Raw genomic sequence first — 13,941 nt, forward strand, 5'->3', positions numbered from 1 at the left:
AATGGATTGGTTTTCAACCCTCTTCCTTGGAGTCGACGGCATCACGAACGGTGCCGTCTATGCGCTGGTTGGACTATCCCTCGTCCTCGTTTACACCACAACGCGCGTGGTCAACGTTGCCCAAGGCGAGTTTCTGACATTCGGCGCACTGTCGTTTGCGAGTTTCATGGAAGGCTCGCTGACATCGCTGCTCTATGTTGTTCTTGGCACGGGCGCAGTGTGCCTGCTTCTCGATGCGCTGCAAGCCATGAGGTTTCGCCGTAGCCCGCTGAAGCTTGTGATCAGGTATGGGGTGTGCGGCACGATTCTTACTGCGTTGGCGTATGCCGCCTGCCATACGAGTTCCACCGTATTGCAGATGGGAGCCGCGCTTGCGCTTGTTGCGACGATGGGGCCGCTCATCTACAGATTGACCGTAGAACCTAATCCCGGCAATTCACCGGTCGTGCTGTTGATCTGTTCGGTAGGTGTTTCGCTCATTCTCCATCCGCTCGCACTTCTGCTATGGGGCGCAGATCCCAGAACCGTGCCACCGCTCAGCGACCTTAGATTTAGTGTTGCCAACGTGGATATTGCGATGCAGTCGGTGATCATCCTGTCGGCAGCGATTGTCATGACGGCGGCGCTGTTCCTCTTCTTCCGCTTTTCGCTTGTCGGAAAGGCGCTGCGAGCCGCTTCAATCAACCGCGACGGAGCGTTGTACTGCGGCATACCCGTGGGGGTGGTCGGTCGCCTGAGCTACTTCATCGCGGCAGGTATGTCGGCGCTGAGCGGCATGTTACTCGCACCGCTTGTGACGGCGAACTACGAGATGGGTTTTGTGGTGGGGTTGAAGGGCTTTGTTGGTGCAACCATGGGCGGACTCATCAATTACCCGCTCTCGCTCGCAGGCGTATTTCTGGTCGGTGTGTTCGAGTCGTTCTCATCTTTCTTCAGCAGTTCGCTACGTGACGCGTGGGTGTTCTCGCTGGTCATTCCAATTCTTTTGTGGCGCAGTACGCGACTTGGGGGCGAGCTCAATGAACATTGACGAAACGTCGAGGTCGCCTACCGCCTTCGCCCGCCTCAAGCGCGAACACGTGGTGGTTGTTGTGATTTTCGCTGCGGTGCTTCTGTCGCTGATGTTCTCTTCAACGTATTACGTCGGTCTGGTCGCAGTCGCCGGGGTCAATTCGATTGTTGTGCTCGGGCTCGCTTTTCTACTTGCAACTGGCCAACTTTCTCTTGGCCATGCCGCGTTTCTAGGGTTGGGCGCCTATGCATCTTCGCTGATGACCTTGAAGTTGGGTGTGCCGCCCCTCGTGGCCATTCCTCTCGCCACCGCTTTATGTGCTGTTATTGGCTGGTTCCTGGGCGTGCTGACACTCGGCATGAGAGGGCATTATCTGCCACTCGCCACGTTGGCGTACGGCATGGCGATTTCTGCCTGCTTCGTCGCCGAAATTGACCTTACTGGGGGAGCTTCAGGGCTGACAGGAATTCCTTCCCTTGGTCTTTGGGGCGTTTCGATGGAGGCGCGGGGGATGGCCACGCTTATCTGGGCGGTTGTCGTGCTGGTTTTCTTCGCATATCGCCGGATTTACCGCAGCCGCGTCGGCCGGGTGGCGCGCGCTCTCAAGAGCAACAGCACGATGGCCAGTGCGTTTGGCGCTGATGTGGCGCGGGTCAAGACGCAGGTGTTCGTCCTTTCTGCCGCGCTGGGAGGTCTGGCCGGTTCCCTCTACGCGTACTACATGCAATTTCTGAGTCCGTCGTCATTTTCGCTCGGTGCGTCGGTCAATCTGCTGATCATGACTGTGCTCGGCGGCGTGGCGCATCCGTTGGGCGCACTGCTGGGCGTCATGTTCTTCAACTTGCTTGAGCTGACAGGCCAGCATGTCATTGCGAATGTTCTTGGTCTGCCTGGCCAGGTCGAGTCGATGGTTCTGGGAGCGGTGCTCATCGTCGCTCTGCTCAAGTGGCCCGACGGGCTGCTCACCTGGGCAGGCATAACGAGTAGCTACGACGTGGCGCATGACGTACCCGTTGCGACCGTGCGCGATACCGTGCGAGAGCCCGCTACGCTCAGCGCCAAGGGCGTGACGAAACGCTTTGGCGGTTTGACGGCTCTGTGCGAGGTGGACGTCAACGTGCCTGCGCACACGATTACAGGTTTGATTGGTCCCAATGGGGCGGGGAAGTCAACGCTCTTCAATGTCATGACCGGCGTGTTTCCAGCCAGCAGCGGCGGCGTCACCGTGAGTGGACAGCCTCTGCCAAACAAACTCCGCAAGGTTATTTCATGCGGTATCGCCAGGACGTTCCAGCACGTGCAGCTGGTTCAGGAACTAGACGTTCTGCAGAACGTGCTCATCGGTGGATATAGCCGGGGGAAGAGCGGGCTTCTAGCTGCTGCCATCGGGGCGGACCGGCACGAGGAGGCCGGCATGGTGGCCGAGGCGCTCGCTGCATTGCGGCGCGTCGGGCTGCTTGAAATCGCCAACACACGCATTTCTGATCTTCCGTTGGGCAGTCAGCGCCTCGTCGAAATCGCGCGGGCTCTGATGGCGCGTCCGTCCATCCTGCTGCTCGATGAACCGGCGGCGGGCCTGCGTTCGCCCGAGAAGCAGCGGCTTTCCCAACTACTTCAATCGCTGCGCGACGACGACGGTATGACCGTTCTGATTGTCGAACATGACATGGAACTGGTGATGGGCTGTGCGGACTATCTGTTCGTACTCAACTACGGAAGTGTTCTGGCCGAAGGTATGCCTCACGAGGTCCAGCAGAATTCCGATGTTATCCATGCGTATCTGGGAGCGGAAGCATGAACATTCTCGACGTCGAAAGCCTGAGCGTGAAGTACGGGCAGGTGAGCGCGGTCAGTGAGATGTCCTTCCACGTTTGCCCCGGAGAACTCGTCTCGCTCATTGGTGCCAACGGCGCCGGCAAGTCGAGCTTGTTGCGCTGCGTGATGGGCGCAGTACCCGCTGCCTCGGGGGATGTGCACTTCTGCGGCAAGTCGCTTGGGCGGACACCGGTAGAGGACCGCGTTCGCCTCGGGATGTATCTGGTTCCGGAAAAGCGCTCTCTCTTCAATTCAATGTCTGTGCGGGACAACCTTCAGCTTGGGATCTACGCGAACCGTGGCCGCATCAATTTCGCGGACGAGGTCAAGCGTATCTATTCTCTTTTTCCGATTCTGGAGGAGCGCCAGGAGCAGCTCGCCGGCACCCTGTCGGGTGGACAGCAGCAGATGGTCGCGATAGGTCGAGCCCTTATCGCGCGACCCAGGCTTCTCCTTCTTGACGAGCCTTCAATCGGTTTGGCTCCGCTTGTTGTCCAGCAGATTATGGAAGTGATTGTTGATCTGCAGCGCAAGGAGGGCCTGACGGTAATCCTGGTCGAGCAGAACGCGCGGCTTGCCTTGAATGCGGCCAACCGTGCATACCTGATCGAGCTGGGCAGAATTATAAAAGCGGGTACTGGGGCAGAGCTTGCCGCTGATCCTCACTTGAGTGACATTTACCTTGGGGTAAAACGAATGGCCGCTTGATAAGGCGCTTACTCAGCACACAGGAAAAGAACGGTGATCACAATAGTGTGATGCCGCGAAGCTATTTTAGAGAAGCACTTATGCTACATGAACAGTCCTTCGAATCATTGAGAGCGCTGTATAGGCGCGGCGAGATATCGCCTGTCGATGTAATTAAGTCGTCGCTTGAGCATGCGGACGCGGTGAATGGAAAGTTGAACGCGTTCGCGCTTATCGATGCTGAGCGCGCAATCGCGGCGGCGCGTGCGTCCGAGAAGCGATGGCGTGAGAGTGCACCGCTGAGCGACATAGATGGGATGCCGATTGCGCTAAAGGATGGCGCCTTACGGGAAGGCTGGCCATCGCGCAAGGGGTCTGTGGTCACATCGGCCGAGCCGGCGACGGAGAACGCAGAAGTAACGGCTCGCCTGGTCGCAGCAGGCGCGATACTCATCGGAAAGACCCGGATGCCGGAGTTCGCGTGGAAGGGGGTGACCGATAGCCCGGGCTACGGCATCACGCGCAATCCGCTCAACCCTGAGTTGACTCCCGGTGGCAGCAGCGGTGGATGTAGCGCCGCCGTTGCGGCAGGTGTTGTACGGGTTTCGATTGGCAGCGACGCGGCTGGGTCGATTCGCATTCCTGCGGCGTTTACGGGGACCTTTGGTTTGAAGCCGACGTTCGGGCGCGTGCCGATTACGCCGCCGGCGAGTTCGTACTTCAGCGTTGCGCATTACGGTCCGATTGCCGCCGGTGTGGATGACCTCGCTGCCGTGATGGATGTCATCAGCGGTCCAAGCCCTCGAGACTGGACTTCGATTGGCCTCGCGCCCGTTGACTTCAGGTCGCGGGTATCACCAACCGAACTCCGTGTCGGTTTGCTCAATCCGCTCCAATGGGAGGGTAGCGTTGATGTAATCAAGCACGCCATGGACCAGACGTATGGACTTCTTTGGAGTAGTGGCTTCAACATGCGCACGGTGGATTTCGACGTACACCATGCGTCCCGAACGGGAGCGTTCCTGTATCGGCTGGGCTGTTTCACTGCGGTGAATAGTGTTCCGGCGGAACAACGTGAGCACCTGGATCCCGGGCTTCTCCAGTTCGTCGAGCCTGTACGCAATGCGACGTTTGCGGACGTCCAACGGGCAGCGCTGCAACGAGACACACTGAGTGGCAGATTCTGCGCGTTGTTCGATGAAATTGACGTGCTCATGTTGCCCACTACGCCCATTCTGCCTTTCGAGGCCGGCAGGAATGTGCCATCCGATGCCGCAGACGACGACTGGCTTTCGTGGAATCCGTATACGCCGGCATTCAACCTGACTCAGGCGCCGGCCATGACGGTGCCGTTCTGGCCCGAGGGCTCGGCGCTGCCGGTAGGGATACAGCTCGTCGCGGCGAAGTGCCGGGAAGACGTGCTCCTGAGGCTCGCGTCATGGCTCGAGCAGCACCTTCCGAAGCGACAGGTAGCCTGATCTTTGAAATGCAGGCCGGCACATAAGCAATGCCGGCCGTTTTCAGGCGCTTAACCGACGCTGGTCAAGCACCCAGAAGTGCTGCCCTTCGTTCAGTATTACCCCTTCCGATTTGAGTCGGGTAATCGTGCGCGTCACCGTGACCCGACTTGTTCCTGTCAGACTTGCGACCTGCTCATGCGTCAATGGCGTCCGGATGCGCACGCCGACTTCATCCGCTTCGCCATAAAGGTTCGCGAGGCGACTCAGTAGTTCAACAATTCGCAGTTCCGGCTTCGGCATGGCCATGAACTGAATCCGCATCCCCAGGACCCACTGCTTGATCGCGATGACCTCCATCAGGGTTGTTGCAAACTCGATGTTTGCGGTGAACGCGGGCTTGATAGTCGCGTAGTCAAACTTGACTACAACACAGGGTTCCAACGCAATCGCTGTGGTCATCCGGCGCTGACCGGCGATTGCGGTGCCCTCCCCAATGAGCGACCAGGGGCCCATTAATTCAAGGATGAATTCCGTGCCGTCCTCCTGAAAAACGCCCACCTGGACTCGCCCGCTGACAAGAAAGAAGAACGAGGTGCCAGTTTCCCCCTGACGGTACAACGTCGTGTCTTTCTGCAGGACCTGTCGCTTGCCAAGGTGCTCCGCGTTCATAAAGACGTTCGCCGCAACCTTATCCATGTGCCAGGTCTCAGTTGAGATCGTCTCGCCGGAGAGTTGATGAGTGCCCATCGCGTACCACCATTTCGTTAGCCGCGCCGTCATAACTAACGGCAGGTTGAATCTTCATGCGCTGCAGCACGCGAGCCAGTCGGTATGGCGCTTCAGCGCACGCATGTCAGTTGCAACTTTATGCAACTTCCATTCCAACGGTAGTGGGTCTTTCCCGAGCCTGTGCATGCAGACGCACGTGCGAGTCCTTCATTTACTGGGGAACAACCGCACCAACTACGTGAGCCGGCACCGCCGCAGTGCCCGATCGCCTCCAGAACTATTTTTTATGAGGCTCGTATCAGCGGATACGTGGGCTGACGAAAGCGTCCAGATACATTACCTGCAGGCCGCTTTTTTGGAGACCTGAATGTCAACCATCGCAACTCACGCGCGATTTCGAACTTTAATGAGTCGATTCGTTACTGGTGTTACGGTCATCGCCGTCGCATCCGAGGATAGACAGTCCGGAGTGGCAGCTATGACTGCCAACGCAGTCTGCCCGGTGAGTCTGGCTCCCTTGCTGCTTTTATTCTGCGTTCGGAACGAGAGCTCGTTTCTTCCGCATCTGAAGCAATCAAGAACGTTCTCGGTGAATATCCTTTCCTCCGGTCAGGATGACGTCTCGCGATACTACGGCGGTCAGGCACATCGCGGCGCGATAGGCACGTGGGACTTGAATGCTGCTTCCGCCCCCGTACTGGAAGGCGCAAATGCTACGTTCGTTTGTCATGTCAGCAATCTTCAGCAGCTTGGCGACCATCATGTTGTCGTCGGTGAAGTTGTCGACATGTATTCAGTTGACCCGCCGGCGCCTGCGCTTATTTACGCGGCGGGCAAGTATCTCGGCATCGAGCTCGACAGCTAGTCTGGAACGCAAGCGTCGCCGTTGAGCCAATTCAGTCACGACTTTTCATGGTGCAGACTCAAATGATTGACCATATTCCCAATGCCGAGACCTTGATTGAGCGGGCAAGGTTGATGATTCCGATGTTGAAGGAACAAGGAGCGGGGCACGACAATGCGAAGCGCATTTCAAATGATGTCGCCAACCAGCTCCGTGCAGCCGGTTTTTTCAGAATCTGCCAGTCTGTCGAAAACGGTGGCTACGGATTGCGTCCGTCGGTCTTGTGGCGTGTCTGCCGCGAAGTTGCCCGCGGCGATAGCGCGACAGCCTGGATACTGGGCCTTGCCGGGTTGCATCCGTGGATGGCCGGCATGTTCGGCGAGCGAGCACAGGACGACGTATTTGCGGGCGGCCAGGACGCTGTTGTTATCGCGCTTACCGGAAACGTAGGGCGTGGGGTCGACGCCAGCCTGGACGGAGAGCATTTTGTCCTGAACGGCAAATGGACTTACGCATCGGGTATCGATGTCGCCGATTGGGCAAGCGTGTTGGTCGATGTGCCAACCACCGAAGGTGTCAGAGAACTGAGGTTGCTTCTTGTCCCCCGGAGCAGCTTTCGCATTGACCACGAGAGCTGGAACGTCTTCGGAATGAAGGGGACGGGCAGCAAGGACGTTTATCTCGACAACGAGCGGGTCCCGGTCTACCGCAGTATCAAGTGGACCGATGTGCAGTGCATTGCGTATCCGGGGCGAGAGCGCAACAAAAGCCCGATGTATCGCATTCCGCACACCAGCCTGTTTGTTATGTCTGTCGCGGCCGCCATTGCATCCGTGGCACACGGCCTGCTGGACATCCATGCCGACACTGTGCGCAAGCGGATTCCTGCTGGCTTGAACTCGCCGCAAACCGAAGACCGCTTCACACTGGCGGAGCTCGGTAAAGCAGCGGCGAAAATTGAAGGGGCGTTCAATCTACTCATGCACGACGTGGACGAGATGTGGGACTGGGCGGCAGAAGGAAAAGAGTTCTCGGTGGAGCAGCGCGCGCGATATCGAACGGATGGGGCCATTATTTGCGATATGGCGCTCGCCGCTGCTGACGACCTGGTGCGCAATCTCGGCGGAAGTCTGATGCCGACTGGCCCGGTGGAGCGGTACTTCCGCGACTTGCACAGCATGGCCTCTCACTTCCTGATGCAAGTGAATCCATCCGCTGAACTGTATGGCCGCGTTTTGCTGGGTATGCCGCTGCCGGCGAATGCGCGAATCTGACGAGACGCCGGTGCTTGAAAGATTTTCGCTGGCGCCGTATATGTTGCGTCGATTAGATGCGTAGGCGCATATACTGCACACAGTAGGTACATGTGCATGAGCATTATTCAGCTAAGCCTAGTTTTTTTCTACGCTCCGCCCGCGGGGCAATCGCCTATCTCACCAGTCAAGCGGGTTAACCCCGCTTGGCGTCAAGTCAAAACGATCCTAACGTTACACACATTGATTGAACGACCGGACGGTTTATTAATATCCGGCCCCGCTCAATCAGGCGGATGTGTTCCTTCAGATTACCCATCTACTTCCCGTTGCCGGGCAGCGATCCTGCTCGTGCCGACGAAAGCGAAGAACCCGACTCTCCGGCCGCGACGGCAATAAATAAGACACCTATATCTGGAGATACCAACGTGAAGAGCTGGATTGAATGCAATGCCAGGCGATTCGTTGTCGCATTGGCGGTGGGAGGGTGCGTCCTCGCACTTTCGGGCTGTGGCAGTTCAGACAATGTCGCGTCGCCGGCGCCAGTCGATTATGCGGCGCTGTGCACGAAGATAAATGGGCAGCAGTTCAATGGCATTACGGTGACGGCAACTTCACGCATCGCGGCCGCTGGTGGCAACCCCGGTTATTGCAAGGTCAGTGCAACTGGAGCCGCCAGTACCACACTCGACATCGAGGTCGATCTTCCCGACAACTGGTCGAAGCGGCTGCTCCAGCAAGGTGGCGGTGGTTTCGATGGGAGCATTCCAACCGTCGAAGCAACATCCGCACAGTTCCCGCTCATCAAGCCATTGGCGCGGGGGATTGCCTATACCGCTTCGAATGGCGGCAACCGTACCGGCAATCCAGCGGATCTGCTGACGAATGCAACGGCGGAGAAGGACTACGCGTATGCATCGACGGGTATCACGGTTCATTTCGCCAAGGCAGTGATTACCGCCTTTTACGGCTCCGCGCCGAAATATACGTACTTCAGCGGCGCGTCGAACGGTGGCCGCGAGGCCTATCTGGCCGCCCAGAATCAGCCGGGGGACTACGACGGCATCATCGCCGGCGACGAGAGCATGAACATGGGAACTCAGGTAACGGCGATGCTCAATATAGCAACGCTTGCCGGTTCCGCTGCGATGCCCTCCAGTGCACAGTGGACAGCAGCGTATTCCGCGGCAGTCGCGCAATGCGGGAATGCCAACGGGGTGATCCTGAATCCTGCTGCCTGTACCTTTGATCCATCGACCTTGCAGTGTGGTGCATCCGGTGCGCCCGCGGCAACCTGTCTTTCGGCGGCGCAGTTGCAAACCGTGCAGCGGATAGTCGCACCATTGTCGACAAGCGGCGGCCAGTTACTGTTTTCCGGCTACAACTGGGCGGACTTCGGCTCCATGTTCGGGGTCGGCTCATACGGCGGGCTGGGTGGCGGCTTCGCGGCGATCGGTACGGGCAATGCGAATTGGCTGCTGCCCGCAACGGTATCAGGCAGTCTGCAAGCGAACTTCAACGTCGACACCTCGTATCCGGTCATTGCCGCAGGGCTGCAAAACGTGGGAGCGGATCACAACCTGCAGGCCATCGCGCAATATCTGATGGCGGGCAAAAAGCTGATTTCGTTCAACGGCGCAGCCGACCCATTGATTTCACCACGCGACCATCTGCGTAACTGGCAAACCGTCGTACAGCTTGCCGGGTCCGCCGGAGGCAATGCACGCTTCTACCTCGAACCAGGAGTGGGCCACGTACTCGGTGGCAACGGTCCTGATCAGACAGACTATCTCGGCGCGATGATCGCGTGGGTCGAACAGGGTACCGCCCCGGGGCAACTGGTACTGACGAAATTCGATTCCAACGGCAATGCCACGTCGTCTCTGCCGGACTGCCCGTACCCGACCGTGCCGCACTATTCGGGCTCTGGCAACGTGAGCGCCGCGGCCAGCTACACCTGTGCCGCTAGCTAGACACGCGTGGAAACCTGCCAATAAAACGGGGCAAACTTATGAAACTCGCTACATCAATGCTGAGCCTGCTCGCGACCACGTTATTCGTTTCAGTCGCGGCGCAGGCGCAGGTCAAGATAGGCGTGACGCTGTCGACCACGGGACCGGCAGCTTCGCTCGGGGTGCCGGAAAAGAACACGATCGCATTGTTGCCGAAGGAGATCGGCGGCAAGAGCATCCAGTACATCGTGCTCGACGACGCATCGGATACGGGGCGTGCTGTGCAGAACGCCCGCAAGCTGATCGACGAAGAGCATGTCGATGCGATTGTCGGCTCGACGGTCACGCCGAATTCCCTCGCCATGGTCGACACCGTGTCCGAGGGGCACACGCCGATGATTTCGCTTGCGGCATCCGCGGCGATCATCGCGCCAATGGATGCGAAGCGCGCTTGGGTGTTCAAGACGCCGCAGAACGACAGTCTGATGGCAGACGCCATTGCCGGATATATGGAGGCGCACGGTGTGCATACCGTCGGCTACATCGGCTTTGCGGACGCCTACGGTGATGGCTGGTATAGCGTATTCAGCGCGGCGGCGTCGGCTCATCATCTGAAGATCGTCGCGAATGAGCGTTTTAACCGGACGGATTCGTCGGTGACCGGTCAGGTATTGAAGACCTTGGCGGCGTCACCAGACGCCGTGCTGGTGGCCGGTGCCGGAACGCCAGCGGCTTTGCCTGCCAAAACTCTGAAAGAGCGGGGCTACAAGGGCGCTATTTACCAGACGCACGGGGTAGCGAATAACGACTTCCTGCGCGTATGCGGCAAGGATTGTGAGGGTGAGTTGTTGCCTGCGGGACCGATCCTCGTTGCGGACCAGTTGTCCGATTCGAATCCGGTCAAGCAGTCATCGCTTGCCTATAAGGCCGCTTATGAGAAGGCATACGGGGCGGGCTCGGTGGCGACATTCGGCGGGCACGCGTGGGATGCGGGTCAGATGTTGCAGCGGGCGATTCCGGAGGCCCTTAAAAAGGCCCAGCCTGGCACACCCGAGTTCCGCGAAGCCTTGCGCGCGGCACTTGAGAACGTGAAGGATTTGCCCTTGTCCCATGGCGTCATGAACACGACTAAAACGGATCACAATGGTCTTGATCGGCGTGCGAGAGTAATCGTCGAAATCGTTGACGGGCGGTGGAAGCTGCGCAACGACTGAGCGTGTAGCGCCTGGAGTTGAAGCTGGTGTCGAGCCCGCGGCGCCAGTTCAACTCATGCTGGACATAATTCCTACCTGCCAGAACAGTCAGACCGCACTAGATGCGTGCGTGAATACAACTGACGTCCTTTCTGCGAATATCTGCGAAAATCCAACCTGAACAGCTGCCACGCATCGAAGGTGTGCCGGCACGCACTCCTTCACGTTGCCTTCATACGGCGGCCCGTGGCGAGGAATCTGTAAACACAGGGTATCGCAATGCAAATATTCGTCGGAAATGGACAGGCGCATGAAAGGTAGTGCAACCGGCATCGGGCGCAAACTTGAACTCCTGTATGGGTTGGTTGCCTCGCGGGTATTTCACCACGCGTCGACGATGTTAAGTGGCGACGTGACCTTCGCGCGCGTCATCTCTCTGTTCCACCTCCATCATCACGATTCGCAGACCATTGCTGAGCTGGCCGAGGCAACTGGCCTGAGTCATGCTGCGGCCAGCCGGATGGTCGACGGACTGTATCGGGAGGGCGTAGTGGATCGTCGGGAGGCGGCCGAGGATCGCAGGCAGAAGTGTGTTGAATTGACGCCTGATGGCCTGAAAAAAATAGAGGCCATGCGCCAGGTTACAACTGAGGCCTATGCCGAGATGATGGCGCGGGTGCCAAAGGAACTGCGTATCAGGCTCGACGAGATCCTGGTGGAGCTCGAGCCGTACGTGATCCCTTCTGAACCAGAACAGGAAGACCGTCCGCGTAAACCCCGATCGCGTCGCTAAAGCTGAGAGGACGCAGCAAGCATCGAGTAGGCGCGCTGCCATTGCCATCCAGCGTGCCGGCGAGCCGTCGTGTCCCACACTTTCTCGCACTTTACTGCGACCGAAATTCAGGTACACAATCAGTCCAGATATTGTGGATCGCAGTCTCGAATCCTTTTGATTATTCCTGCCCTCAAGGTGCTCACCCGGGTCACACTCTGTGCCCACTCATCTGGAATCTCTCCATGAGCGATAAATCGTCGGGCGAATATGAAGAACTGGTGTCAGGCGGCAGTCGCCACCACCAGATTTTTCCAACGCTGAATGAAAGACAGTTTGCACTATTGGAGAGGTACGGTGAGCGGCGCAGGCTGAACACGGGCGACGTGCTGTTCTCCGAAGGCGAACGGCACATTCCCATGTTCGCCATCGTCTCAGGAACGATCGAGGCGACGAGAGGCTCAGGAGACGGTCTCCACGTGCTGGGCTCGCACGGTCCAGGCTGCTTCACTGGTGAGGTCGGAACACTTGCCGGCCGCGCCGCGGTTGCGTCGGCACGCGCCACCAGTGATTGCGAAGTCATCGTGATCGACGAGGAATCGCTGCGCGCGCTCGTCATCGCGGAAGCCGAATTGAGCGAAACGATCATGCGTGCGTTCATTCTGCGCCGAGTCGCTTTCATTCGGGATCAGAGCGGGGGGATTCTGGTCATTGGCAGTGCAGCGTCTGCGGCCACGTTCCGTCTTCGGCATTTTCTGAGCCGCAACGGTCAGCCATCGGCCTACTTCGATGTCGTCGAGCATGAGGAAGCGCGAGCGCTTCTCGAACGCAACGGCGCGACAGAAGCAGATATACCGGTGGTCATCACGCTACAAGGTCACGTTCTGAAGAGCCCGACCCACCGCGCCGTGGCCGATGCAGTTGGTCTCAGTCCCGACAAGCTGAATGGCGAGCGGTTCGATGTGGTCGTGGTGGGCGCCGGACCGGCAGGTCTTGCGGCCGCGGTATACGCGGCCTCGGAAGGCTTGAAGGTCGCGGTCCTCGACACCAAGGCGCCGGGTGGCCAGGCGGGCACCAGTTCAAAGATAGAAAATTACTTCGGGTTCCCAACGGGTATCTCGGGGCAGGCGCTTGCGGGCCGTGGCCTGTCGCAATGCCGTAAATTTGGCGCCGAAGTCGGTGTACCCATTGAGGCGCTCGGCATCGATTGCCAGGACGCACCGCCGTTTCACATTCGGCTCAATTACGACGAGCACGTGTATGCCCGCGCCGTCGTCGTCGCGACTGGCGCGCGTTATCGGAAACCGCCGCTGGACCGCCTTGAGAATTTCGAGGGGCGTGGCGTTTACTACAGCGCCACGTTCATGGAAGCCGCGTTTTGCGCCAACGAAGAATTGATTATCGTCGGTGGCGGAAACTCAGCCGGTCAGGCAGCGGTTTTTCTCGCTGGATTTGCGCGGCATGTCCACATCGTGATTCGCGGTGACGGACTCGCTACGAGCATGTCGAATTATCTGATCCGACGGATCGATGCGGCGTCCAACATAACCGTTCATCAGCGGACTCAGGTCGTGGAACTGTACGGCGATGAGCGGCTTGAATCGGTCAAATGGGACCGGCAAGGGCAGGTCGAACAAAAGCCGATCCGGCACGTCTTCCTGTTTCTCGGTGCGCAGCCCAGTACCGGCTGGCTCGGCGATTGTGTCGCGCTGGACAAGAACGGCTTCGTGCTCACCGGCACCGACGCACTTAAGGCGTGTCCGCCAGATCGTCCACCCCGATTTCTGGAGACGAGCCGGCAAGGCATCTTTGCCGTTGGCGACGTTCGCAGTGGTTCGGTGAAGAGGGTTGCAGCTGCTGTGGGAGAGGGCGCCGCTGTCCTCCAGTCGCTTCATGAATATCTGGCTCTGTATGAGTGAGGTCTAGCTGCGAGTGTCGGCAAAATAGCGTCCGTTCGGACCATGCAACGCCGTAGCGACACGTACTTCATGCGGGTGGTTACAACCAATGGTCGTAACCACTCCGCGTCAAAATCTGGACGACTTTCCGTCCATGCCGCATCAAGCGCATAGCCCGCGACAAAAGTACACAAATCCAGACAAACGGGTCGTGGACGGAAGAAATACTTCCGCTTAACATTCGCCCGTTCTTGTAAAAAACGGTAATACACGGTCGACATCAATAGTCGATTTGCCTGATCTCATCAACAGAGAGGCTTGGATTT

Annotated in this window: 11 protein-coding genes; 10 read left to right on the forward strand and 1 reads right to left on the reverse strand. The window is 58.4% G+C overall.

Going from position 1 to position 13,941, the window contains the following annotated elements; translation table 11 throughout:
- Window position 1 precedes the first annotated feature (1 nt).
- From R8871_RS29315 to R8871_RS29330, 4 genes are all read left to right on the forward strand, one after another.
- Complete coding sequence (locus R8871_RS29315; protein ID WP_175053605.1) at window positions 2–1,030, forward strand: branched-chain amino acid ABC transporter permease; 1,029 nt, start codon at window positions 2–4, stop codon at window positions 1,028–1,030.
- Window positions 1,020–2,810, forward strand: coding sequence for a branched-chain amino acid ABC transporter ATP-binding protein/permease (locus tag R8871_RS29320; RefSeq protein ID WP_175053606.1), 1,791 nt, complete (start codon window positions 1,020–1,022; stop codon window positions 2,808–2,810). The genes R8871_RS29315 and R8871_RS29320 overlap by 11 nt, the downstream gene beginning before the upstream one ends.
- Complete coding sequence (locus tag R8871_RS29325; protein WP_175053607.1) at window positions 2,807–3,535, forward strand: ABC transporter ATP-binding protein; 729 nt, start codon at window positions 2,807–2,809, stop codon at window positions 3,533–3,535. The genes R8871_RS29320 and R8871_RS29325 overlap by 4 nt, the downstream gene beginning before the upstream one ends.
- Window positions 3,536–3,615: 80 nt before the next feature.
- Window positions 3,616–4,992 (forward strand): amidase family protein, encoded by a 1,377-nt coding sequence (locus tag R8871_RS29330; protein ID WP_175053608.1) that lies wholly within the window; start codon window positions 3,616–3,618, stop codon window positions 4,990–4,992.
- 42 nt (window positions 4,993–5,034) lie between these two features.
- On the opposite strand, the gene R8871_RS29335 is transcribed toward R8871_RS29330, so the two are convergent.
- Complete coding sequence (locus tag R8871_RS29335; protein ID WP_175053609.1) at window positions 5,035–5,721, reverse strand: Crp/Fnr family transcriptional regulator; 687 nt, start codon at window positions 5,719–5,721, stop codon at window positions 5,035–5,037.
- A 388-nt stretch (window positions 5,722–6,109) separates the two neighbouring features.
- On the opposite strand from R8871_RS29335, the gene R8871_RS29340 reads away from it, so the two are divergent.
- The 6 genes from R8871_RS29340 to R8871_RS29365 all read left to right on the forward strand — a co-directional run bounded on the left by R8871_RS29340 (window position 6,110) and on the right by R8871_RS29365 (window position 13,636).
- The gene (locus tag R8871_RS29340; protein ID WP_246287859.1) at window positions 6,110–6,568 is read left to right on the forward strand and encodes a flavin reductase family protein; all 459 of its coding nucleotides are present in this window, start codon (window positions 6,110–6,112) and stop codon (window positions 6,566–6,568) included.
- A gap of 47 nt (window positions 6,569–6,615) precedes the next feature.
- The gene (locus R8871_RS29345) at window positions 6,616–7,821 is read left to right on the forward strand and encodes an acyl-CoA dehydrogenase family protein (RefSeq protein ID WP_175053611.1); all 1,206 of its coding nucleotides are present in this window, start codon (window positions 6,616–6,618) and stop codon (window positions 7,819–7,821) included.
- A gap of 407 nt (window positions 7,822–8,228) precedes the next feature.
- The gene (locus R8871_RS29350; protein WP_175053612.1) at window positions 8,229–9,773 is read left to right on the forward strand and encodes a DUF6351 family protein; all 1,545 of its coding nucleotides are present in this window, start codon (window positions 8,229–8,231) and stop codon (window positions 9,771–9,773) included.
- Window positions 9,774–9,811: 38 nt separating this feature from the next.
- Window positions 9,812–10,966, forward strand: coding sequence for an ABC transporter substrate-binding protein (locus R8871_RS29355; protein ID WP_175053613.1), 1,155 nt, complete (start codon window positions 9,812–9,814; stop codon window positions 10,964–10,966).
- Between the two features lie 289 nt (window positions 10,967–11,255).
- Window positions 11,256–11,738, forward strand: a complete 483-nt coding sequence (locus tag R8871_RS29360; RefSeq protein WP_175053614.1) for a MarR family winged helix-turn-helix transcriptional regulator — start codon at window positions 11,256–11,258, stop codon at window positions 11,736–11,738.
- 224 nt (window positions 11,739–11,962) lie between these two features.
- A complete protein-coding gene (locus tag R8871_RS29365; protein ID WP_175053736.1) occupies window positions 11,963–13,636 on the forward strand; it encodes an FAD-dependent oxidoreductase in 1,674 nt (557 codons plus the stop codon).
- Window positions 13,637–13,941 lie beyond the last annotated feature (305 nt).

Origin of the sequence: Paraburkholderia sediminicola (genome assembly GCF_902859805.1) — a bacterium.
Classification (GTDB): domain Bacteria; phylum Pseudomonadota; class Gammaproteobacteria; order Burkholderiales; family Burkholderiaceae; genus Paraburkholderia; species Paraburkholderia sediminicola.